This window comes from Amycolatopsis sp. DSM 110486, from assembly GCF_019468465.1.
Lineage (GTDB): Bacteria > Actinomycetota > Actinomycetes > Mycobacteriales > Pseudonocardiaceae > Amycolatopsis.
In genome coordinates, this window is record NZ_CP080519.1 from 5,644,993 (window position 1) to 5,667,537 (window position 22,545).

Annotated in this window: 22 protein-coding genes and 1 riboswitch; of the genes, 19 read left to right on the plus strand and 3 right to left on the minus strand. The window is 70.8% G+C overall.

Features of this window, described 5'->3' with window-relative positions:
- Nucleotides 1-89 precede the first annotated feature (89 nt).
- Both K1T34_RS27415 and K1T34_RS27420 read right to left on the minus strand, forming a co-directional pair.
- Nucleotides 90-1,085 carry an LLM class flavin-dependent oxidoreductase gene (locus tag K1T34_RS27415; RefSeq protein WP_220237664.1) on the minus strand — a complete coding sequence of 332 codons (996 nt, stop codon included), beginning with the start codon at nt 1,083-1,085 and terminating at the stop codon, nt 90-92.
- 728 nt (nt 1,086-1,813) lie between these two features.
- Nucleotides 1,814-3,937 (minus strand): ATP-binding domain-containing protein, encoded by a 2,124-nt coding sequence (locus K1T34_RS27420; protein ID WP_220237665.1) that lies wholly within the window; start codon nt 3,935-3,937, stop codon nt 1,814-1,816.
- A 121-nt stretch (nt 3,938-4,058) separates the two neighbouring features.
- On the opposite strand from K1T34_RS27420, the gene rsmD reads away from it, so the two are divergent.
- From rsmD to K1T34_RS27485, 13 genes are all read left to right on the plus strand, one after another.
- The gene (gene rsmD, locus K1T34_RS27425) at nt 4,059-4,625 is read left to right on the plus strand and encodes a 16S rRNA (guanine(966)-N(2))-methyltransferase RsmD (protein WP_220237666.1); all 567 of its coding nucleotides are present in this window, start codon (nt 4,059-4,061) and stop codon (nt 4,623-4,625) included.
- 52 nt (nt 4,626-4,677) lie between these two features.
- On the plus strand, nt 4,678-5,160 hold the full coding sequence (gene coaD, locus K1T34_RS27430) for a pantetheine-phosphate adenylyltransferase (protein ID WP_220237667.1): 483 nt from the start codon (nt 4,678-4,680) through the stop codon (nt 5,158-5,160).
- Between the two features lie 195 nt (nt 5,161-5,355).
- Nucleotides 5,356-6,066, plus strand: a complete 711-nt coding sequence (locus tag K1T34_RS27435; protein ID WP_220237668.1) for a ribonuclease domain-containing protein — start codon at nt 5,356-5,358, stop codon at nt 6,064-6,066.
- A gap of 172 nt (nt 6,067-6,238) precedes the next feature.
- On the plus strand, nt 6,239-6,967 hold the full coding sequence (locus K1T34_RS27440; protein WP_220237669.1) for a DivIVA domain-containing protein: 729 nt from the start codon (nt 6,239-6,241) through the stop codon (nt 6,965-6,967).
- A 68-nt stretch (nt 6,968-7,035) separates the two neighbouring features.
- Nucleotides 7,036-7,653, plus strand: a complete 618-nt coding sequence (locus tag K1T34_RS27445; protein WP_220237670.1) for a DUF177 domain-containing protein — start codon at nt 7,036-7,038, stop codon at nt 7,651-7,653.
- A gap of 75 nt (nt 7,654-7,728) precedes the next feature.
- Nucleotides 7,729-7,911 carry a 50S ribosomal protein L32 gene (gene rpmF / locus K1T34_RS27450; RefSeq protein ID WP_220237671.1) on the plus strand — a complete coding sequence of 61 codons (183 nt, stop codon included), beginning with the start codon at nt 7,729-7,731 and terminating at the stop codon, nt 7,909-7,911.
- A 14-nt stretch (nt 7,912-7,925) separates the two neighbouring features.
- On the plus strand, nt 7,926-8,681 hold the full coding sequence (rnc, locus tag K1T34_RS27455) for a ribonuclease III (protein ID WP_220237672.1): 756 nt from the start codon (nt 7,926-7,928) through the stop codon (nt 8,679-8,681).
- Nucleotides 8,682-8,728: 47 nt separating this feature from the next.
- Nucleotides 8,729-9,592, plus strand: a complete 864-nt coding sequence (mutM, locus tag K1T34_RS27460) for a bifunctional DNA-formamidopyrimidine glycosylase/DNA-(apurinic or apyrimidinic site) lyase (protein WP_220237673.1) — start codon at nt 8,729-8,731, stop codon at nt 9,590-9,592.
- Between the two features lie 51 nt (nt 9,593-9,643).
- A complete protein-coding gene (locus K1T34_RS27465) occupies nt 9,644-10,075 on the plus strand; it encodes a helix-turn-helix domain-containing protein (RefSeq protein ID WP_220237674.1) in 432 nt (143 codons plus the stop codon).
- A gap of 3 nt (nt 10,076-10,078) precedes the next feature.
- On the plus strand, nt 10,079-10,621 hold the full coding sequence (locus K1T34_RS27470; RefSeq protein WP_220237675.1) for a hypothetical protein: 543 nt from the start codon (nt 10,079-10,081) through the stop codon (nt 10,619-10,621).
- Nucleotides 10,618-11,814 (plus strand): MAB_1171c family putative transporter, encoded by a 1,197-nt coding sequence (locus K1T34_RS27475; protein WP_220237676.1) that lies wholly within the window; start codon nt 10,618-10,620, stop codon nt 11,812-11,814. The genes K1T34_RS27470 and K1T34_RS27475 overlap by 4 nt, the downstream gene beginning before the upstream one ends.
- Nucleotides 11,815-11,916: 102 nt before the next feature.
- On the plus strand, nt 11,917-12,240 hold the full coding sequence (locus K1T34_RS27480) for a PadR family transcriptional regulator (RefSeq protein ID WP_220237677.1): 324 nt from the start codon (nt 11,917-11,919) through the stop codon (nt 12,238-12,240).
- Nucleotides 12,237-13,505, plus strand: a complete 1,269-nt coding sequence (locus tag K1T34_RS27485; RefSeq protein ID WP_220237678.1) for a DUF1700 domain-containing protein — start codon at nt 12,237-12,239, stop codon at nt 13,503-13,505. The genes K1T34_RS27480 and K1T34_RS27485 overlap by 4 nt, the downstream gene beginning before the upstream one ends.
- A gap of 321 nt (nt 13,506-13,826) precedes the next feature.
- Here K1T34_RS27485 and K1T34_RS27490 read toward each other — a convergent pair whose 3' ends face one another.
- On the minus strand, nt 13,827-14,348 hold the full coding sequence (locus tag K1T34_RS27490) for a general stress protein (RefSeq protein WP_220237679.1): 522 nt from the start codon (nt 14,346-14,348) through the stop codon (nt 13,827-13,829).
- Between the two features lie 213 nt (nt 14,349-14,561).
- Here K1T34_RS27490 and K1T34_RS27495 point away from each other — a divergent pair, with 213 nt between their 5' ends.
- The 6 genes from K1T34_RS27495 to gcvP all read left to right on the plus strand — a co-directional run bounded on the left by K1T34_RS27495 (nt 14,562) and on the right by gcvP (nt 22,544).
- Nucleotides 14,562-15,929, plus strand: coding sequence for a glutamine synthetase family protein (locus tag K1T34_RS27495; protein WP_220237680.1), 1,368 nt, complete (start codon nt 14,562-14,564; stop codon nt 15,927-15,929).
- Nucleotides 15,910-16,659: a gamma-glutamyl-gamma-aminobutyrate hydrolase family protein gene (locus K1T34_RS27500; RefSeq protein ID WP_220237681.1), complete on the plus strand. Its 750-nt coding sequence runs from the start codon at nt 15,910-15,912 to the stop codon at nt 16,657-16,659. The genes K1T34_RS27495 and K1T34_RS27500 overlap by 20 nt, the downstream gene beginning before the upstream one ends.
- 5 nt (nt 16,660-16,664) lie before the next feature.
- Complete coding sequence (locus K1T34_RS27505; RefSeq protein WP_220247438.1) at nt 16,665-18,023, plus strand: aldehyde dehydrogenase; 1,359 nt, start codon at nt 16,665-16,667, stop codon at nt 18,021-18,023.
- A 5-nt stretch (nt 18,024-18,028) separates the two neighbouring features.
- Nucleotides 18,029-18,796: a 3-oxoacyl-ACP reductase gene (locus tag K1T34_RS27510; protein ID WP_220237682.1), complete on the plus strand. Its 768-nt coding sequence runs from the start codon at nt 18,029-18,031 to the stop codon at nt 18,794-18,796.
- 149 nt (nt 18,797-18,945) lie between these two features.
- Nucleotides 18,946-19,407: a hypothetical protein gene (locus tag K1T34_RS27515; protein WP_220237683.1), complete on the plus strand. Its 462-nt coding sequence runs from the start codon at nt 18,946-18,948 to the stop codon at nt 19,405-19,407.
- Between the two features lie 76 nt (nt 19,408-19,483).
- Nucleotides 19,484-19,577, plus strand: a riboswitch (glycine riboswitch).
- Nucleotides 19,578-19,655: 78 nt separating this feature from the next.
- Complete coding sequence (gene gcvP / locus K1T34_RS27520) at nt 19,656-22,544, plus strand: aminomethyl-transferring glycine dehydrogenase (RefSeq protein WP_220237684.1); 2,889 nt, start codon at nt 19,656-19,658, stop codon at nt 22,542-22,544.
- Nucleotide 22,545: the final 1 nt, after the last annotated feature.

Here is a 22,545-nt window from a genome sequence, read left to right on the forward strand (position 1 = left end):
TGCCACTGAGCGACGACGAGGAGCTAGGTGCGGGGAACGGAAAAGAAAAATCCCGGCCACTCGGGCCGGGATCTCTCTTCTGCGTGCCGTCAGTTCTTGAGGTCCGCCATGATCTCGTAGGAGCGCAGGCGGTCTTGGTGCCCGTGGACCATGGTGGTGACCATGAGCTCGTCGGCGCCCGTGTCGGCGAGGAGCTGGTCGAGTCCCTTTCGGACGGTCTCGGGCGAGCCGATGATGCTCGAGCCGAACCGGTCGGCGAGGAACGCGCGGTCCATCTCCGTGTACGGGTACTCGGCGGCTTCTTCGGGCGTCGGCAGCGCGATGGGGCGGCCGCGGCGAAGGCTGAGGAACGTCAGCCCGCTGGGGCCGGCCAGGAACTGCGCGCGCTCGTCGGTCTCCGCGGCGACCACTGACACGCCGAGCATCACGTACGGCTCGGCCAGAGTCTCGGACGGGCGGAAGTTCTCCCGGTAGAGCTGCACAGCCGGCAGCGTGTTCTCGGCGGCGAAGTGGTGCGCGAAGGAGAAGGGCACACCGAGGCGGCCGGCCAGCTGCGCGCTGAAGCCGGACGAGCCCAGCAGCCACAGCGGCGGCTTGTTGCCCTCGGCGGTCACGGCGTTGACGCCGCGCGCCGGGTCGCTCTCGAAGTACTCGAGCAGCTCCATCAGCTGCTCGGGGAAGTTCTCGGCGGACAGCCCGCCGGGGCCGCGCAGCGCGAGCGCCGTGCGCTGGTCGGTGCCGGGCGCGCGCCCGACGCCGAGGTCGATGCGGTTCGGGTGCAGCGCCTCCAGCGTGCCGAACTGCTCGGCCACCACGAGCGGCGCGTGGTTGGGCAGCATGATGCCGCCCGACCCCACCCGGATCGACTCCGTGGCGTCGGCGACGGTCCCGATCAGCACCACCGTGGCCGAGCTGGCGATGCCCGGCATGTTGTGGTGCTCGGCGAGCCAGTAGCGGCGGTACCCCAGCCGCTCGGCGTGCCGGGCTAGGTCGATGGTGTTGCGCAGCGCTTCGCCGACCCCGTGCCCGTCCGAGACGGGGGAGAGGTCGAGCACGGACAGCGGGACGTCAGGCAGAGAACTCACGCTGAGCAGTAACGCACACGACGGCTGTTCCCTTCCCGGCGAGTCAAGGTCGGGTGGCCGGCGTTCGGTCGAGATCGGACGCACCAGCGGTTCGCCGCCGGGTGGCGAGGGGTTCGCCACTCGGCGGCGAATCCGTGGTCGGGCCGGGGCCGGGCTTGTGGCCACGGTCCACTCGGGTGCGTGGCCTCTGCCGGAGTGCTGGGTTCGGTGGTGCGTGTCTTGGTCGCCGCGGCAGGCGAGGCCGTCGCCGATCAGTGGCGAATCTGGGTCGCGCCGTGTCGTCGGGGCCGCGACCCCGGCGAGACGGCGCGGACGCGGACGAGTCGGAGCGAGCGGGTGCGTGGCCTGCCTGTGGCAGGCCTCACGGTCGGGCCATGGGGTGCGGGTCTCTTGTACGCGCAGCGTGCCCTGTTGGGCACGAGGTCATTCCGCGTTGGGTCGCGCGGGTGTCGCCGATCAGCGGCGAACCGGCGCCCGACCCATTCCGGACGCGGCCGCGCGGCTCGCCGACCGAGGCGCGCGGCCAGCCAGTGCTGCGGGGCCTGGGAGCCCGGCGGGCGCGAGGCCTGGGCGGGCGGGGCCCGGGAGCGCGGCGGGGGTGGAGGCCGGGAGCGCAGCGGGTGCAGGGCCCGAGAGTCCGGTCGACTCGATCACCTGGCCAATACCGGAGATGCCGAGCCAGCCGGGGCGTCGCCGCTGAGAGGCAAATGCCTGAAGGCGGCGGAGGGTCAGGTGCTGGGCAGCCAGTCCGGGTTCGAGGCCAGGACGATGAGGTGCTGGGTCGCCCGGGTGAGGGCGACGTAGAGGACGCGGCGGCCGGTGGAGGACTCGGTGACGAGATCCATGGGTTCGACGAGGACGACGGCGTCGTACTCGAGGCCCTTGGAGTCGAGGCTGCCGACGACCTTGAGGCGTTCGTCGGTCTCGTCGGTGAACCAGGCGTTGACCTCGGGGACGCGGTCCATGGCCGTGATGACGCCCACGGTGCCTTCGACCGAGCCGAGGAGTTCCTTCACCGCGGCCTGCGTCGCGCCTTCCAGAGCGCCGGCCTCGACGGGGCGGACCTCGGGCTCGATGCCGGTGGTGCGGACGGCGCGGGGGAGCTCGTCGGCCTGGGCGTGGCCGGTGACGACCTTCGCGGCGAGGTCGAAGATCTCCGCGGAGTTGCGGTAGTTGGTGCGCAACGTGAAGCGGCGGCGGGTGGTCTTCACGCCGAAGGCCTGGTCGCGCGCGGCGGCGGCCTCGTCGGGGTCGGGCCAGGAGCTCTGCACCGGGTCGCCGACGACGGTCCAGCTGGCGTACTTGCCGCGGCGGCCGACCATGCGCCACTGCATGGGGGACAGGTCCTGGGACTCGTCGACGACGACGTGGGAGTACTCGTCGTAGTGCTCGGGCCGGTGGGTGCCGCCGCCGGTGCTGCCTCGCTCGGGCTCGGCCTCGAGGACGGTCTGGCGGCGGCGCCGCTTGGGTTCGGGGCCGACGAGGACGCGCAGCTCGTCGAGCAGGGCGACGTCGGCGACGGACCAGCCGCGCGAACGGTCGGCGAAGTCGGCGGAGAGGAGGGAGATCTCGTGGCGGTTGAGCACGCCCTTCGCGACCGCGGCGAGGCGCTTCTCGTCGCCGAGCCACTTGAGGATCTGCGCCGGGTACAGGACTGGCCACCAGACGACGAGGAAGCGGTGGAACTCGATGCGCTCGCCCAGGTCGCTGATCAGCTCCGCGCGGTCGAGCTGCTTGCCGTCGGCCTTCGCGTACTCCTCGGCCTTGTCGGCGAGCGCGCCCAGCAGCAGCTCGGCCGTGCGTACGCGCGCGCGGTTGGGCGGTGCGCCCTGGGTGTGGGCCTTGCGGCGGACCTTCTCCAGCTCGCGCGCCGAGAGCTTGAGCACCTCGCCGCGGTAGACGATGCGCATCTCCTGCGGCGATTCCGGCGGTGTATCGCGCAACGCGCGCAGCAGCACCTTCCGCATGCGCAGCGAGCCCTTGATCGCGGCGAGCTCGGAGGTGTCCTGGCGGGTGGCGGCGAGGCCGTCGAGCACCTCGCCGAGGGCGCGCAGCTCCACGTTCGTCTCACCCATCGACGGCAACACCCGCGAGATGTACGTGGTGAACACCCCGGACGGCCCGATCACGAGCACGCCGGCGCCCCCGAGCTGGCGGCGGTGGCGGTAGAGCAGATACGCGGCGCGGTGCAGGGCAACGGCCGTCTTCCCCGTGCCCGGGCCGCCCGTGATCTCGGTGACACCGCGCCACGGCGCGCGGATGACCTCGTCCTGTTCCTTCTGGATCGTGGCGACGATGTCGCGCATCTTCTCGCCGCGGGAACGGCCGAGCGCGGCCATCAGCGCGCCCTCGCCGACGACCTGCATGTCCTCGGGCACGGCGTCGGGGATCAGCACGTCGTCGTCGACGTCGAGCACGTTCTGCCCGGAGCAGCGGATGACCCGGCGGCGCACCACGTCCATCGGCTCCTCGGCCGTGGCCTGGTAGAACGCCGCGGCGGCGGGCGCGCGCCAGTCGGTGACGAGGTTGTCGAACTCGTTGTCGCGGATGCCGAGGCGGCCGACGTAGATGTGGTCGCGGTCGAGGTGGTCGAGCCGGCCGAACACGAGGCCCTCGTACTCGGCGTCGAGCGTCTGGAGGGTCTGGTTGGCGTGAAAGACCATCATGTCGCGTTCGAAAAGCATCGAGGCCTGTTCGAAAATCGCCTCGCGCTGGGCGCCTTGCCCCAGCTCGTAGCCCTTCGTGCGCATCGCCTCGGCCTGTACCCGCAGCTCGGCGAGCCGGGTGTAGACCCGATCCACGTGGGCCTGCTCGACGGCGATCTCCGCCCGTCTCACCCGGGGTTCCGACACGCAACGCTCCTAAACGACTCGATGCCTCACGAGGGCGAAGAACGACTGTACGCGCCCGCGCGCGCGTGATTCAGCAAGTCCTGCCCAACGCCACACTGCGACGTTCGGCGAAGATGGCGGGGTGACGAGGATCGTGGCGGGGAAGGCGGGCGGCCGGCGGCTCAAGGTGCCGCCCAAGGGGACCCGCCCGACGTCCGAACGCGTGCGCGAAGCCCTGTTCAACGCGCTCGAAGTGGCCGGTGAGCTCGACGGCACCCGCGTGCTCGACCTCTACGCCGGCTCCGGCGCCCTCGGTCTCGAAGCCCTCTCCCGCGGCGCCGCCGACGCCTGGTTCGTGGAGGCCGACCGCCGCGCGGCCGACGTGCTGCGCGGCAACGTCGGCGCCCTGGGCCTGGGCGGCACCGTCCGCGCGGCCCCCGTCGAGACCGTGGTCGCCGCGCCCGCGCCCGCCCTGTTCGACGTGGTGCTGGCCGATCCGCCGTACGCCGTGGACGCCGCCGCGCTCGGCTCCGTGCTGGCCGCGCTCGACGAAGGCGGCTGGCTCGCCGACGGCGCCCTGGTGGTGATCGAACGCGCCGCTCGCGACGGCGCGCCCGACTGGCCCGGCGCCTACACGCCCACGCGTGACAAGAAGTACGGCGACACCGCCCTGCACTGGGCCGAGTACACGTGTCGATCACAGGTGTGACGCAGCAGTCACGAAGTGCGCGCGCAGCGTCGCGGCTTGGTAGCGTCCGCGCATGCGGCGTGCGGTCTGTCCCGGTTCCTACGATCCGGCCACCAACGGACACCTCGACATCATCGAGCGGGCCTCCGTCCTCTTCGACGAGGTAGTGGTCGCCGTGGGGGTGAACAAGAGCAAGAAGGGCCTCTTCACCGTCGAGGAACGGCTGGAGATGCTGCGCGAGATCACCGCGAGCCTCCCCAACGTGCGCGTGGACTCGTGGCAGGGCCTGCTCGTGGACTACTGCCGCGAGAACGACATCGCGGCCGTCGCCAAGGGCCTGCGCTCGGTCAGCGACTTCGACTACGAGCTGCAGATGGCCCAGATGAACCGCGAGCTCACCGGTCTCGAGACGCTGCTGATGGCCAACAACCCGGCCTACGGCTTCGTCTCCAGCTCGCTGGTGAAGGAGGTTGCGGCGCTCGGCGGCGACGTCGAGCGGCTCGTGCCGCCGGTGGTGTTCGAACGGCTCGGCAAGGTGTTCCCGCACCAGGGCTGAGCGCGGTCCCGGACGAAAACCGCTCGTTCGCGAACAAGATCCGGTTCGTACCCGAACAAGATCCGAGCAGTTTCGCACGTTCACCCGGCGCATTCGCCCGAACGGGTTGCGACCATCGTCGGGACTTCGGGGAACGCTCGAAGCTGTTCACTTGACGGCAGCCTCGCGACCATCCGATCGGGTTACGGTCCGAAAATGGCCAACCACCGTTCGCGTTTAGCGACCGTCCTGTTCGCGCTGCTGGTCGGATTCCTCGGGCTGGGCACCGCCGCGGTCGCGGCACCCGCTGCCCCGGCGGCGCCGGCGTCCGTGCTGCAGAACTCCTGCGGCAACCTGTCGGGCTTCTCGCACACGTCGCTGTCCTCGCTCCCCGCGGAGGCGACGACGACCTACAACCTGATCCAGAAGGGCGGGCCCTTCCCGTACCCGAAGAACGACGGCGTCGTCTTCGACAACCGTGAGGGCATCCTGCCGTCCTGCGCTTCGAGCTACTACCACGAGTACACCGTGCCCACGCCCGGTGCGAGCAACCGCGGCACGCGCCGGATCATCACCGGCCAGGGTGGCGAATTTTTCTACACCGGCGACCACTACGAGACCTTCAAGGTCATCGACGTCAACGGTGGTGGCGGCGACACCGGCTCCTGCGGCAACCTCTCGGGCCTGGCGAAGATCGGCTACTCCACTCTGTCCTCGGCCGCGAAGTCGGTCGTGAACCAGGTGCGCAGCGGCGCGACCGGCCAGACCTACGAGAACCGCGAGGGCGTGCTGCCGGCCTGCGCGGCGGGCTACTACCAGCTGTTCCCCGTGGGCACGAACGACCGCGTGATCAAGGGCAAGGGCGGCGAGCTGGCCTACACGCCGGACCGCTACTCCACGTTCAAGGCGATCGACCTCAACTCCTGAAATCCCTGACCGGCCTGTGTGCCGCCCCACCCGCGCCGGGTGGGGCGGCACGCTGCGTCATGAGTCGTTCGCAAGAGGACACGCCCAGTCCGGCGCGCGTTCACCGCTTCAGGCCGGCAAGCGGGCAGACTGATCGGTAGCGAAACGGGGATTACTGCTTGAGGGAGTGGCCGTGTACCGGGTTTTCGAGGCACTCGACGAGCTCGTCACGATCGTCGAAGAGGCCCGCGGGGTGCCCATGACGTCCAGCTGCGTCGTGCCGCGCGGTGACGTCCTCGAGCTGCTCGACGACGTCCGCGACGCGCTGCCTGGCGAGGTCGACGACGCCCAGGACGTGCTCGACAAGCGCGACGACCTGCTGCACGCCGCCCGCAAGGAAGCCGGCGAGACGGTGGCCGGCGCCAACGAAGAGGCCGAGCGCACGGTGTCCGACGCCGCGTCGGAGGCCGAGCGGATCCTCGCCGACGCGCGCGCCCGCGCCGAGCAGATGATGGGCGACGCCCACAACGAGGCCGAGCGCATGGTCGCCGCCGGGCAGGCCGAGTACCAGAACCTCACCGACCGCTCCCGCGCCGAGTCCGAGCGCATGATCCAGGCCGGCCGCGACGCTTACGAGCGCGCCATCGAGGACGCCCGCGCCGAGCAGACGCGGCTCGTCTCGCAGACCGAGGTGGTCCAGGCCGCGCACGCCGAGTCGGCCCGCATCGTCGACGAGGCCCACGCCGAGGCCGACCGCCAGCGCGCCGACTGCGACGCGTACGTGGACGGCAAGCTCGCCGAGTTCTCGGAGCTGCTCGCGACCACGCTGCGCACCGTCGACTCGGGCCGCAACCACCTGCGTTCCCCGGTGAACCTGGGCGGCAGCGGCGGTCGTCCGACGCTGTACGACTACCAGGTCTGACCCCCTGCGGGAGTGACGCTCGGCACCAGCGCGAAACCACTGGCGCACCGTGCGTACCCTGGTATCCGATGTCAGAGAACCCTGCCCAGAACACCCGCCCCGCACAGCTCGACGACAAGAGCCCGTGGGTGGTCGACACCCGTGAGCTCGGCCGGCGCGCCGGCCTGAGCCGCGACGTGCGCCGGAGCGTGCCGATCGAGGCCGCCCTCGGTGTGCCCGACGTCATCTCGCTCGAGGCCGGCTCCGTCCTCGAGCTCGACCTGCTCCTCGAATCCGTGGTCGAGGGTGTGCTGGTCAGCGGAACGGCAAGCGCCACCGCCACCGGCACGTGCTCGCGCTGCCTCGACCCCCTCACCGAGGAGATCGAGGTCGACCTCACCGAGCTGTTCGCCTACCCCGGCACGGCCACGGAGGAGACCACCGACGAGGACGAGATCCCGCGGCTGATCGACGACCGGATCGACCTCGAACCGATCGTCCGCGACGCCGTGGTCCTGGCGCTTCCCCTCGTGCCGCTGTGCGAGGAGGACTGCGCCGGGCTGTGCACCGAATGCGGCGTCAAGTGGGCCGATCTCGAGCCCGGACACGGGCATGAGAAGATAGACCCTCGGTGGGCCGCGCTGGTCGAGCGATTCGACGAGAACGCGGGCGAAAAGCCTGCGCACGGCTCCGGAGAGCAAGCCTGACGAGCGTCCAGCTCGATCCGGGAGAAGTCAGTTCGGCTCGTGAACGCGGGCAGACAGTCTGAAGGAGATCTACTCGTGGCCGTCCCGAAGCGGAAGATGTCGCGATCCAACACGCGCGCGCGCCGCAGCCAGTGGAAGGCGGCTCCGGTTCAGCTGGTGCCCTGCTCCAACCGCGCCTGCCGCCAGCCGAAGCTCCAGCACATCGCGTGCCCGACGTGCGGCCAGCACAACGGCCGCCAGGTCGTCGAGCCCGCCTGATCGGGCAGCCGACCATGGGGGGTAAGTCCGCCGGGGGACCCGCGGCCGATCCCATCACACTGCTCGAGGCGCTCGGGGTCGAATTCGACCCCGAGCTCCTTCGGCTTTCGCTGACCCACCGCTCGTACGCGTACGAGAACGGTGGGCTCCCGCCCAACGAGCGGCTGGAGTTCCTCGGCGACGCGGTGCTCGGCCTGGTCGTCACGGACCACCTGTACACCACGCACCCGGACCTGCCGGAAGGCCAGCTCGCGAAGCTGCGCGCCAGCGTCGTCAACATGCACGCGCTGGCGGGTGTCGCCCGCGGGCTGGGTGAGGGCGGTCTCGGGGCGCACCTGTTGCTGGGCAAGGGCGAAGAGCTCACCGGCGGCCGGGACAAGGCGAGCATCCTCGCCGACGGTCTCGAAGCCGTGATCGGTGCCACCTACCTGGCTCACGGCATCGAGGTCGCGCGCAAGCTCGTGCACCACCTCTTCGACGGCCTGCTGGCCGAGGCGCCCCTGCGCGGGGCCGGTCTCGACTGGAAGACCAGCCTGCAGGAGCTCACCGCCTCCTCCGGTCTCGGCGTGCCCGAGTACCGCGTGGAGGACACCGGTCCGGACCACCGCAAGGAGTTCACCGCCACGGTGCTCGTCGCGGGTCGTCCGCTGGGAGACGGTTCCGGCACCACGAAGAAGGAAGCCGAGCAGAAGGCCGCCGAAACGGCGTGGCGCGCCCTCTCCGAAGAGCGGGGCCACGGCTCCGACGGTTCGGCCAAGTCCGAAGGCTGACGCCCGCCGGTCCGGAAGTGTCGTACCGGGCGGGCAGAATGGACGCCATGCCCGAACTTCCCGAGGTCGAGGTCGTGCGCGCCGGCCTCGCGGCCCACGTGGCCGGTCGCACCGTCAGCAAGGTCGAGGTCCTGCACCCGCGCGCGATTCGCAGGCACGCCCTCGGCGCCGAAGACTTCACCGGCCGTCTGGCCGGTGTCGTGGTCGAGGCCGCGCGCCGGCGGGGCAAGTACCTGTGGCTCGAGCTGTCGCATGGTGAGGCCGTGCTCGCGCATCTCGGCATGAGCGGCCAGATGCTGGTGCAGCCCGAGGGCACGCCCGACGAGAAGCACCTGCGCGTACGCGTCCGCTTCGACGACGACGGTCCGGAGCTGCGGTTCGTGGACCAGCGCACGTTCGGCGGCCTCGCGCTCGACGAGCTCGCCGACGTCGAGGGCGACCTGCTGCCCGCTACCATCGCCCACATCGCGCGCGACCCGATGGACGCGCGGTTCGACCCGGCGGCTGCCGTGAAGGCGTTGCGTTCGCGGCGCACCGAGGTCAAACGCGCACTGCTGGACCAGACCCTCGTCTCCGGCGTCGGCAACATCTACGCCGACGAAGCCTTGTGGCGCACCAAGTTGCACGGCACCCGGCCCACCGACAAGCTCACCAGCGCCCAGGGGAGCGCGCTGCTGGCCGCCGCCGGCGAGGTGATGAACGCCGCGCTCGCCGTGGGCGGCACGTCCTTCGATGCCTTGTACGTCAACGTGAACGGGCAATCCGGGTACTTTTCCCGTTCCCTCGACGCGTACGGCCAGGAGGGACTACCGTGCCGCCGGTGCGGAACGGCGATCCGGCGGGAACCGTTCATGAACCGCTCGTCCTACTCCTGCCCGAAGTGCCAGCCGCGGCCCCGCAGCTCGCGTTGATGCGCCTGTCGGGGCGATCAACTAGGATGAACGCGGCGGAAGAGGAGCAGCATGACGGAGCCGGACAGATCGTCGCTGGCCGACAAGATCGACCAGCTGTTCCACGTCGTGCGCCGGCCCGACCGCGAGCAGTACAGCCACGAGGAGGTCGCCCGCGCGTGCCGTGAGGCGACGGGGGAGAGCTTCTCCACCACGTACCTCTGGCAGCTGCGCACCGGGCGTCGCGACAATCCCACGAAGCGTCATCTCGAGGCGCTCGCGCAGTTTTTCGGCGTTCCTCCGGCATACTTCTTCGACGACGAGCAGAGCGTGAAGATCGCGGAAGAGCTGGCGTTGCTCGGCGCCTTGCGCGACGCCGGTGTCCGCGATGTGGCGCTGCGGGCCATCACGCTCTCGCCCGACGGGCTCGACACGATCAGCGACATGATCGACGCGATCGCCCGGAGGGAGGCCGCGCGAAGCGGCGTGAAGAAGGAGGACTGAGCGGTGGCGGACCGGCAGCGCGAGCTCTGGCGACGGTGCCGTCGCCTGGCCGAGGCGCCGGCGCTGCCCGAGCCCTTCGACGCCGCCGAGTTCGTGGCGGGCATCGCCGCCGGTCGCGGCCGGCCGATCGAGCTGATGCCGGTGAACGCGCCGTCCGGCGGGCCGTGCGGCCTGCTGATGAGCACCGCGCGCGCCGACTACATCCTCTATCCCACCAACACCACGGCCCTGCACCGGCGCCACATCCTGCTGCACGAGGTGGGCCACCTGCTGTGCGGGCACGTCGGGTCCGACGCCGGCGCCGAAGGTGCGGCGATCGACACCGCCGTGAGTCGCGCGTTGATGCCGAACCTTTCGCCCGAGCTGGTCCGCCGCGTGCTGGGGCGGACCACGTACTCGGCGGTGGAGGAGCAGGAAGCCGAGCTTGTGGCGTCGTTGCTCGCCCAGCGCGCGGCGAAGGTGCAGGCGCCGCGGCCGGAACCGGACAGCGGCATGGCCCGCATGGACGACATGTTCGGCGGCCGCCCGCGCCGCCGGAACCCGTGATCGAGACGCTGGCGTACCTGGCCTGCGTGCTCGGGTTCGCCGGCTTCGGCGTGAAGCTGCTCGAGGCCGGGCGCGATCAGCCGGCGCGGACGCTGTGGTTCCTCGCCGGCTTCGGCATCTGCATCGCGCTCGGCATCACCGACGGCATGCCGGCGATGGACGAGCTGGCCGGCCACCACCGCTGGTACGCCGAGTACGCGCCGCTCGCCGGCGACCTCGCCAAGTTCGGCGCGATCGGGTTCACGGTCGCGTTCACGCGCTCGATGCGCTTCGGCGCCGACGCGCGCCTGGGCTGGCACGCGGTGTTGTCGTGGTTCGTGATCGCGGTGGAGATCGTGCTGTTCACCCTTGCAGGCCCGGACCGCTCCGGCGACGAGACGGTCGTCGCCGCTGAGGGGCGACCGTTCCTGATCGCGTACGAGCTGGTGTTCGTCGTGTACGGCGTGCTCAGCCTGACGCTCGTCGCCGTGTTCTTCGCGCGCTTCGCCACGCGCGCCCGCGCGGGTTCGCTTCGCACCGGGCTGTGGCTGATCTTCGCCGGCGTGGTGGCGGCGGTGGCGTGGACGCTGTGGGACCTCGACGACGTGGCCGCGCTGATCTCGGATGGCCGCGTCGGGGCGACGGAGGACCTCCCGGCCGCGGTGCTGGGGGCCACGTGCGTGGTGCTCGCGGTGGCGGGGTCGACGTTGTCGGTGTGGGGGCCGTCGCTCGCCACGCCGTTCCGCTGGATGCGCGCGTACCGCGGCTACCGCCGGATCGAGCCACTGTGGACGGTGCTGCGCGACGCCGTGCCCGGCATCGCCCTGGATCCGGCGAGCGGGCTCGGGCGTGGTGCGGAGTTCGCGCTGTACCGGCGCGTGATCGAGATCCGCGACGGGCACCTCGCGCTGCGGCCGTACTTCGACCCGGACCTGCCCGCGCGCGTGGTGGACCGCGCCCGGCGCGACGGCGTGCCGACCCGCCGGGTGGCCGCGACCGTCGACGCCGCCACGCTCGCGGCGGCCCTCGTCGCGCGCGAAGCGGACCACCGGTTCCAGCCCGACGATGCCGACGCGCCCGAGAGCCGGGCCGTGGCCGCCGACGTGAGTGCCGAGGCCGCGTGGCTCATCGAGGTGACGCGCGCGTGGCGGCGCTCGGCTCTGGTGGCCGACGTGCGACGCGAAACCCGGCGTGAGCTGGGCGTTCCAGTCTGATCTTCACCTCTGTGCGCGGATGGTTTCCGCCGAATGGCCGTCCGCCGTGCGCACTACTGCGCAATGCGTGGTACCGTTCCAAGCGCAAGACTGGAGGGTGCCGTGGAGATCAGTCAGCTGCTCAAGGGAGTGCTGGACCTGGCGGTGCTGGCCGTGCTTCGCGAAGACGACGGGTACGGCTACGACGTGCTCCGAAGACTTCGCGTGGCCGGCCTGGAGGAAGTGGGGGACGCTTCCGTCTACGGCACGTTGCGCCGGCTGTACAAGGCCGGGTTGCTGACGTCGTACGTCGTGCCGAGCGAAGAGGGCCCGCACCGCAAGTACTACAGCCTGAACGAGCCGGGGAGAGCGCGGCTGCAGGAGTCGGGGAAGACGTGGGCGAGTTTCGCGTCGACGATGAACGGGTTACTGGGAGAGGCAGCATGAGTACGGAGAAGCCCACCGCGGTGCGCGTGTACCTGGCGAGGGTCCGCACCGCGCTCGGCGATCTGCCCGCGGGGGAGATCGAGGAGATCCTGGAGGACGTCCGGCCGCACCTGGCCGAGATGGAAAACGAGCTGGGGGCCGACGCGCGCGTCGAGCAGCTCATCGAACGGCTCGGCTCGCCGGAGAGCTACGCGGCCGAGCTGCGGGCGTCCGGGGGTTATCCGCCGGCGCCCGCGGGTGCCGAAGCGGCCACGGCCGTGCTGGCTCCGGCGAAGGCCCCGAGCCTGTTCGCGGCGAGATTTGCCTTGTGGGGCTTGGTGTTCTGCGCCGCGGGGCTCGCGTTGTTCGCTTTCGCGGCGGCGGTGAGCCTCGACCCGGACAGGTTGCTGGGTCTGCTGCTCCTGGCGCCGGTGTTCGCGTTGAGCCTGATTTTCTTGTTCCACCGCGGGGTTTCGGCCGTGCTGGAGCTGCCCGAGGTCGTGCGGACGCGGGAGTCGGTGCGGTCGTGGCGCTCCAACCGCGAGGGCGACAAGGCCGTGGCGTACCTGCGTTCGCTGAAGCCCGCGTGGTGGGTGGTGTGTGCGGTGGCCCTGATCGGGTTCGGCCTGCTGCTCATGGTGCGGCACTCGTACGCGGTGCTGCTGCTGCCTTTCCTCATCGCGGCCGCCGCGGCGGTGATCTGGGCCGGGCCGAAGACCGGCGGCGACCGCCGGCTGCTGTGGATCGCGGTGCCGGTGTCGGCGTTCGTGATCGGCGGCGCGTTCGGCGGCTTCGGCGCCGCGATCGACCTGATCACACACCGCACGTACTACCCGGACACGACGTCGTACTCGTCGCCGTCCACGGACACCTACGGCAACCAGCAGCTGCGGTACGGCAACGAAGACGTCGACAACGTCTACGCCTTCGACGCCTCCGGCAAGCCGCTCACGGACGTCTACCTCTACGACGACCAGGGCCGGCCGCTGACCGTCACCCGCTACGGCTGCGAGCAGGACACCGGCACCCGCTCGAAGGTCGGCGAGGACAACCGCTTCCCGCGCCCGCAGCTCGTCCAGGGCGTCCAGGACGCCAACGGCAACCGCGACGGCTACAACGGCTACCTCGGGTATTGCCACGAGCAGGCAGGGGTGCCGTTTGCCGCGGCGATCCCGAAGCCGGTGACTTCGGCGCCGAGTGCTCCTTCCAGTGCACCTGCTAAGCCGACGTCGTCGGCCCCGGCGAAGACGACGTCGCCGACCAGTCCTGCTCCGCCGACGAGGTAGAGCGCGCGAGGGGCCGGGGGAGCAGAGGTCGGGGCTGCTCCCCCGGTTCCGTCTTGTGTCCGGGCCCGGTTCGGTTCCGCAAACCGGTGTGCGCAGGGCCGCTGGGGCGCGAAGATCGGCTGATCCCGACAAACGGTGCCCCGGGGTGCCTGAGGCTCGTGTGGGCCGAACCGGTGGGAGTAAGAAGGGTGCGCGGGAGAGCCGCGGGCGAGGCGCGCGGTCCGCGTCCTGGGTAGTCCCCACCGGACCCGGGAACAGAAGGCAAAAAAGAACTCGGGCGCCCGGGTTCGAGACCCAGGCGCCCGAGCTTCGGGAGCTACGTCAGTGGCCGAAGGCCGAGCGGGCGGCGAGGTCCGCGAGGAGGGCGCGGCCCTTTTCGGCGTTGCGGGGCTGCGACAGGACGTCGTAGCGCTGGGCGACGAGCTGGCTTTGCGAGACGAAGCCGCGCTTGTTGCGGTTGGATGCGTAGCCCAGGGCGCCGAACAGCAGGTTGAAGGCGACGCCCGCGACGAGGCCGATGATGATGGACAGCAGGCCCGCGGCGGGGTTGAGCAGGCTGAGCACCAGGCCGAGGAACAGGCCGAACACCGCGCCCGACATGGCGGCGCTGCTGAGCATCTTGCCCCAGCTCATGCGGCCCGCGATGCGCTCGACGAGCATCGGCTGGATGCCGACGATGGTGACGTCGCTGATCGGGAAGTCGGTGCCCGCGAGGTGGTCGACCGCCTTCTGTGCCTGCTCGTAGGACTCGTAGGAGCCGATCGGCCAGCCTGTGGGCATGGTCGGGAGCTGTGGCCGCGCCTGCTGCCGGCTGATCGTGGACTGCGTGAATGCTTCTGTCATCCCTCTCACCTCTCTTGTCCCGTTCAACGCCCGAGACGGCGCGTTTGGTCCCGCGCCCCCACGATTCACAGATTCTTCTCAGCCGGGCAAGCCGGACATACGAGGCTCTTACGCAATGGAATCCAACAGTACCTTTGACCGGATTGACCCCGCGAGCACCGGCCGGTAGGAAGAACCCGCAAAGGATCCCATCCAAACCTTTGGGGCGGTGCCATGGCTGGCAGGCGAGGGTTGCTCACGCTCGACGCGCTCCGTGAGCAGGTGGCGGCCGGAACGATCGACACGGTGCTGGTCGCGATCACCGACATGCAGGGCCGGCTCCAGGGCAAACGCTGCTCGGCCGAGTACTTCCTGGAAGAGGTCGTGGGCCACGCCACGGAGGCGTGCAACTACCTGCTGGCCGTCGACGTCGACATGAACACCGTGGACGGCTACGCGATCTCCTCGTGGGATGCGGGCTACGGCGACTTCGTGCTGCGCCCCGACTTCACCACCCTTCGCCTCGTCCCGTGGCAGGAGGGCACGGCGCTGGTGCTCGCGGACGTCGAGCGCGTCGACGGCGGCGGGCCCGTCGCGGTGTCGCCGCGGCAGGTGCTCAGGCGGCAGCTGGAGCGGCTGGCCGACAAGAAGCTGCAGGCGTTCGTCGGCACGGAACTCGAGTTCATCGTCTTCGACGACAGCTACGAAGCCGCGTGGGACAAGCGCTACCAGGGCATCAAGCCGTCGAACCAGTACAACGTGGACTACTCGATGCTCGGCACCGCTCGCGTCGAGCCGCTGCTGCGCCGCATCCGCAACGAGATGGCGGGCGCCGGCCTGTACCCCGAGTCGGCCAAGGGCGAGTGCAACCCCGGGCAGCAGGAGATCGCGTTCCGCTACGCCGAGGCGCTCACCACGTGCGACAACCACAGCGTCTACAAGAACGGCGCCAAGGAGATCGCCGCGCAGGAGGGCAAGAGCCTCACGTTCATGGCGAAGTACAACGAACGCGAGGGTAACTCCTGCCACATCCACCTCAGCCTGCGCGGCACGGACGGGTCAGCGGTCCTGCCCGGCGACGGCGACCACGGCTTCTCGAAGGCCATGGAGCACTTCCTCGCCGGCCAGCTGGCCGCGCTGCGCGAGCTGACCTATTTCTTCGCGCCGAACATCAACTCCTACAAACGGTTCGTGCGCGGCAGTTTCGCGCCGACGGCCGTCGCGTGGGGCACCGACAACCGCACGTGCGCGCTGCGCGTGGTCGGCCACGGTGATTCGCTGCGCGTGGAGAATCGCGTGCCGGGCGGGGACGTCAACCCGTACCTCGCCGTCGCCGCGCTGATCGCCGCCGGCCTGCACGGCATCGAGAACGAGCTGGCGCTGGAGCCGGAGTTCACGGGCAACGCGTACGGCTCCGACAAGCCGACCGTGCCGACCACTTTGGGTGAAGCCGCGGACGTGCTGGCGGGCAGCCGCATCGCGCGCGAGGCCTTCGGCGACGATGTGGTGGACCACTACCTCAACGCCGCCCGCGTGGAGCGGGAGGCGTTCGAGAAGGCCGTGACCGATTGGGAGCTCATCCGTGGCTTCGAACGTCTCTGAGCACGCCGCCCGAAAACCCGTCATCGGGCTGACCACCTACGTCGAGCAGGCCAAGTTCCTCGCCTGGGACACGGAAGCCACGCTGCTGCACCGGGTTTACGCCGACTGCGTGGTGGCCGCCGGTGGGATTCCGGTGCTGCTGCCGCCGTTGACGGACGGGTACGCGAGCCTCGTCGACCGCGTGGACGGGCTCGTGCTCACCGGTGGCGCGGACGTCGAGCCGGAAAAGTACGGCGCCGAGCCACACCCGGCCACGTACACGCGCCCGGACCGCGACGCCTTCGAGTTCGGCCTGTTCGAGGCGGCCCGCGAGGCGCGCAAGCCTGTGCTCGGCGTGTGCCGCGGCCTGCAGGTGATCAGCGTCGCCCTCGGCGGCACGCTCAGCCAGCACCTGCCCGAGTCCCTCGGCGACACCGCGCACCAGCCGGCGCCCGCGACGTTCGGCACCAGCAGCATCACCCTCGTCGAAGGCACGCGCGCCGCCGCGTTGCTCGGGCCCGAGACGAAGGGCCACTGCTACCACCACCAGGCCATCGACCGGCTCGGCGACGGCCTCGTCGCGTCCGGGCACGCCGCCGACGGCACCGTCGAGGCCGCGGAGCTGCCCGGTGACGAGTTCGTGCTCGGCGTGCAGTGGCACCCCGAGCAGGACACCGGCGACGTCCGCCTGTTCCGGGCCCTGGTCGAAGCAGCCGAAGCAGCGGCCCAAGCAGCAGAGGAGCGCAAGTGACGAGGATGTTCGACGTGATCAACCCCGCCACCGAACAGGTGGTGCGGTCGGTCGCGCTCACGAGCGCCGAGGAGGCCGACGCGGCGATCGCCCGCGCGCACGCCGCGTTCGGCGCCTGGCGAGCCGTCGCCCCCGGTGATCGCGCGCGGCTGCTGCGCCGCTTCGCCGACGCCGTCGAGGCCGACCTCGAGAACCTCGCGCGCCTCGAGGTGACCAACTCCGGTCACACCATCGGCAACGCGCGGTGGGAAGCGGGCAACGTCCGCGACGTCCTGAACTACTACTCCGCGGCCCCGGAACGCCTGATCGGGCAACAGATCCCGGTGCCCGGCGGGGTGAACGTGACCTTCCACGAGCCGCTCGGCGTAGTCGGCGTGATCGTGCCCTGGAACTTCCCGATGCCCATCGCGGGCTGGGGCTTCGCGCCGGCGCTCGCGGCCGGCAACACCGTGGTGCTCAAGCCCGCGGAGCTCACGCCGCTCACCGCGATCCGCCTCGGCGAGCTCGCGCGCGAGGCCGGCATCCCCGAGGACGTGTTCCAGGTCCTGCCGGGCAAGGGTTCGGTGGTGGGGCAGCGGTTCGTGGACCACGCGCTGGTCCGCAAGGTCGTCTTCACCGGCTCCACCGAGGTCGGCAAGCAGATCATGGCCGGCTGCGCGGCGCAGGTGAAGCGCGTGACCCTGGAGCTGGGCGGCAAGAACGCCAACGTCGTGTTCGCCGACGCCGATCTGGAGAAGGCCGCCGCGACGGCGCCGTACGGCGTGTTCGACAACGCCGGCCAGGACTGTTGCGCGCGTTCGCTGATCCTCGTGCAGCGCCGCGTCCGCGAGCGGTTCATGGAGCTGCTGGAGCCCGCCGTGCAGGGCGTGGTCGTCGGCGATCCCGGCGACGACGGCACGGAGATGGGCCCGCTGATCTCCGCGGCGCACCACGCGAAGGTGTCGTCGTACGTCACCGACGCGACACCTGTTGCGTTTCGCGGTAGCGCGCCCGAAGGGCCGGGTTACTGGTTCGCGCCCACCGTCGTGACGCCGGCGAGCCTGGCCGACCCGCTGGCCGCCGACGAGATCTTCGGCCCGGTCGTGGCCGTCGTGCCGTTCGACGACGAGGCCGACGCGATCCGCATGGCCAACCACACCGACTACGGCCTCTCCGGGTCGATCTGGACGCGCGACGTCGGGCGGGCCTTCCGCGTCGCGCGCGGGGTGGAGTCGGGGAACCTTTCGGTGAACTCGCACTCGTCGGTGCGGTACTGGACGCCGTTCGGCGGGTTCAAGCAGTCGGGCCTCGGCCGTGAGCTGGGCCCCGACGCGCCGACGGCCTTCACCGAGACGAAGAACGTTTTCCTGAGCACGGAGGAATGAGAGAGATGGTGCAGCGTTTCGAGGGCCGCGTCGCCGTGATCACAGGCGGGGCCAGCGGCATCGGCCTCGCGTCGGCGCGCCGGCTGGCGAGCGAGGGCGCGAAGGTCGTGATCGGCGACCTCACGCCCGAGCAGGGCAAGGCGGCGGCCGACGAGGTCGGGGGCCTGTTCGTGCAGGCCGACGTGACCGATCCCGAGCAGGTGGAGGCCTTGTTCCAGGCGGCCGTGGACCAGTTCGGCGCGGTCGACGTCGCGTTCAACAACGCCGGCATTTCGCCTCCTGAAGACGACTCGATCCTCACCACCGGCTTCGAGGCGTGGGAGCGCGTGCAGCGCGTGAACCTGACCTCGGTGTACCTGTGCTGCAAGGCAGCGCTGCCGCACATGCAGCGCCAGGGCAAGGGCTCGATCATCAACACGGCGTCGTTCGTGGCCGTGATGGGTGCGGCGACCTCGCAGATCTCCTACACCGCGTCGAAGGGCGGGGTGCTCGCGATGAGCCGCGAGCTCGGCGTGCAGTTCGCGCGGGAGAACATCCGCGTCAACGCGCTGTGCCCGGGACCGGTGAACACGCCGCTGCTGAAGGAGCTCTTCGCGAAGGACCCGGAACGCGCCGCGCGGCGGCTGGTGCACGTGCCCGTCGGCCGGTTCGCCGAGCCGGAGGAGATCGCGGCCGCGGTGGCATTCCTGGCCAGCGACGACGCCAGCTTCATCACGGCGTCGCAGTTCCTCGTGGACGGTGGCATTTCGGGCGCGTACGTCACTCCGCTTTAGACAGAGCCTTTGGACAGAGCTTTCGGACAGACGTCACCGGGACGGGTTGATCTTCCGCCTGTTCCGGTGGCGACGCCCCCTGTCCGGTTTCGCGGTGGGTAGACCGGAACCGCGGCGACCGGCCCGGTCGCCCGGTCCGGGCGGGTGCCATGCCGATCCGCGAAGCGTCTCCGATGCTGCAGGAGGTCGCCGACCTCTGCGAACTGTGCCGGGTGCGGTGCGAACGGGCGTTCGCGAGGCGAGCCGAACAAGCCGACCCTGGCAGCGAGCCGGCCACGATGGGACCGGTCATGCTCGCGGCGGCGTCGATGTCGCGCCTGTGCGCCGACACGCTCGACCGCTGTTCCGGAATGGCCGCCGACGTCGCGATGGTGCGCATGTCCGTGAAGGCGATGTGCGGCGAGGCCGCGCGGCTGCTGTCGCTGTGCGCCCAGTCCTGCCTCGGGACCGACGACGAGGAGCTGCGCGACCTCGCCGTACTGCTCACGCGCTGTGCCGACCTGTGCGCGTTGCTGGCAGGGCCGCCGAAGATCACGAAGGTCCCCGTGACGCTCCCCGCGCAGACCCGTCACCTGCGCACCTTCAGCCGCGGCTCGGCGGGTGTGGCGTGAACCGTCCGAGGTAGACTGGCGCGCAAAGCGGCAGGTACCGTGGCCGCCAGCACACAAACGTGAATACCGGGCCGTTCGAGCAGGAGCGGGAGAGCCCCCATGAGACCGGTGGGGCACCGAAGGAGCAAACTCCCCGGAATCTCTCAGGTACCCACTACCGCTTCGCGCGAGGCCACTCTGGAAAGCAGGCGCACCCGCGCCTCACCCAAGGTGAAAGCCGCGCTGTGCGGTGAAACTCTCAGGTGCCCATGACAGAGGGGGAGTTCCCAGCGCACCGCTGTGCCCGGTGCCCGGCAAGAGGAGCTCCCATCACCTCCACACCGTTCGACGCCCGCCACATCGGCCCCGCCGAGGCCGAGCGGGCCAAGATGCTCGCCGAATGCGGTTACGGAAGCCTGGACGCCCTCGTGGAGTCGGCCGTCCCGTCCGCCATCCGCGCCCGTGACCTGGACCTTCCCGCCGCGGCGTCCGAAGAGGAAGCCACCGCGGAGCTGCGCGCGCTCGCGGCGCTCAACCGCCCGATGACGCAGATGATCGGCCTCGGCTACTCCGACGCCGTCACACCGGGCGTGATCCGCCGCAACGTGCTCGAGAACCCCGCGTGGTACACCGCCTACACGCCGTATCAGCCGGAGATCTCCCAGGGCCGGCTCGAAGCCCTGCTGAACTTCCAGACGATGGTCGCCGACCTCACGGGCCTGACCACAGCCAACGCGTCGATGCTCGACGAGTCGACCGCCGTCGCCGAGGCCATGACGCTGATGCGGCGCTCGTCGAAGTCGAAGTCCAATGTGATCGTCCTCGACGCCGAATGCCTGCCGCAGACGATCGCGGTCGTGCGCACGCGCGCCGCCGCGCTCGGCATCGACGTGCAGGTGCGCGACCTGCTCACCGGGTTTCCGGAAGAGTTCTTCGGCGTCGTCGTGCAGTACCCGGGCGCTTCGGGTGTGCTGCGAGGCCGCGGCTTCTACCACGCCATTTCCGAGGCCGCGAAGGCCGCGGGCGCCCTGTACACGGTGGCCGCCGACCTGCTCGCGCTCACGCTGATCACCTCGCCGGGCGAATTCGGCGCCGACGTCGCCGCGGGTTCGACGCAGCGCTTCGGCGTGCCGCTGGGCTATGGCGGCCCGCACGCGGGCTACCTGGCCGTGCGCGCCGGGCTCGAGCGTTCGCTGCCGGGCCGGCTGGTGGGCGTGTCCGTGGATGCTGACGGGAACATGGCGTACCGGCTCGCGCTGCAGACGCGGGAGCAGCACATCCGCCGCGAGAAGGCGACGTCGAACATCTGCACCGCGCAGGTGCTGCCGGCCGTGCTGGCCGCGATGTACGGCGTGTACCACGGCCCGGGCGGCCTGAAGGCCATCGCGACCCGCGTGCACGAGCTGGCGGCGGGCTTCGCCGCGGCCCTGCGCGCCGGTGGCGTGGAGGTCGTGCACGAATCGTTCTTCGACACGGTCGTCGCGCACGTTCCGGGCCGCGCCGCCGAGGTCCACGCGGCCGCGCGCGAGGCGGGCATCAACCTCGGGCACGTCGACGCCGACCACGTGCGCGTGGCCTGCGACGAGATCACCCGCCCGGACATCCTCGCGCAGGTGCTGCGCGCGTTCGGTGTGGACGCCGAAGGGGCCGCTGCCACCGCGCTGCCGAGTGGCATCGTGCGCGAAAGCGGCTTCATGGCCCACGAGGTGTTCAGCACGCACCGCTCCGAGACGTCGATGCTGCGCTACCTGCGCAAGCTCGCCGACCTGGACTACGCGCTCGACCGCGGCATGATCCCGCTGGGCTCGTGCACGATGAAGCTCAACGCCACCACCGAGATGGAGCCGATCAGCTGGCGCGAGTTCGCGGGCATCCACCCGTTCGCGCCGGCCGAGGACGCCGAGGGCTACCACCGGCTCGTGGCGCAGCTGTCGGGCTGGCTCGCCGAGGTGACCGGCTACGACGAGGTTTCCCTGCAGCCCAACGCCGGCAGTCAGGGCGAGCTCGCGGGCCTGCTCGCCATCCGCGGCTACCACCACGCGAACGGCCAGCCGGAGCGCGAGGTCTGCCTGATCCCGTCGTCCGCGCACGGCACCAACGCGGCTTCGGCGGTGCTCGCGGGCATGCGCGTGGTCGTGGTGAAGTGCACCGACGAGGGCAACGTCGACCTCGAAGACCTGCAGGCCAAGGTGGACGCGAACCGCGAGACGCTCGCGGCGATCATGGTCACCTACCCGTCCACCCACGGCGTGTACGAGCACGGCATCGAGCGGCTCGCCAAGATCGTGCACGACGGGGGTGGCCAGGTGTACGTGGACGGCGCGAACCTCAACGCGTTGCTGGGCCTGGCGAAGCCGGGCGAGTTCGGCGGCGACGTGTCGCACCTGAACCTGCACAAGACGTTCTGCATCCCCCACGGCGGTGGCGGCCCCGGCGTCGGCCCGGTCGCGGTGCGCGCGCACCTCGCGCCGTACCTGCCGAACCACCCGCTGCTCGACGCCGCGGGCCCGGCAACCGGCGTCGGCCCGATCAGCGGCGCGCCCTACGGCTCGGCGTCGATCCTGCCGATCTCGTGGGCGTACGTGCGCATGATGGGCGCGCCCGGCCTCACGGCAGCCACGAAGGTCGCGGTGCTCGCCGCGAACTACGTCGCCGCCCGCCTGTCGCCGCACTACCCGGTGCTCTACACCGGGCAGGACGGCCTGGTCGCGCACGAGTGCATCCTCGACCTGCGCGGCATCACCAAGGACACCGGCGTGACCGTCGACGACGTCGCGAAGCGGCTCATCGACTACGGCTTCCACGCACCGACGATGTCGTTCCCGGTCGCGGGCACGCTCATGGTGGAGCCCACCGAGAGCGAGGACCTCGGCGAGATCGACCGCTTCTGCGCCGCGATGATCGCCATCCGCCACGAGATCGACCAGGTCGCGGCCGGGCACTGGACCGCGGAGACGAGCCCGCTGCGCGCCGCCCCGCACACGGCGGAGACGTTGGTGGGCGAGTGGACCGCCGACTACGACCGTGAGCTGGCGGTGTACCCGGCGGGTGTGTCGCGCAAGAACAAGTACTGGCCGCCGGTGCGCCGGATCGACGGGGCGCGCGGTGACCGCAACCTCGTCTGCTCCTGCCCGCCCCTCAACGCGTACGAAGGCTGAG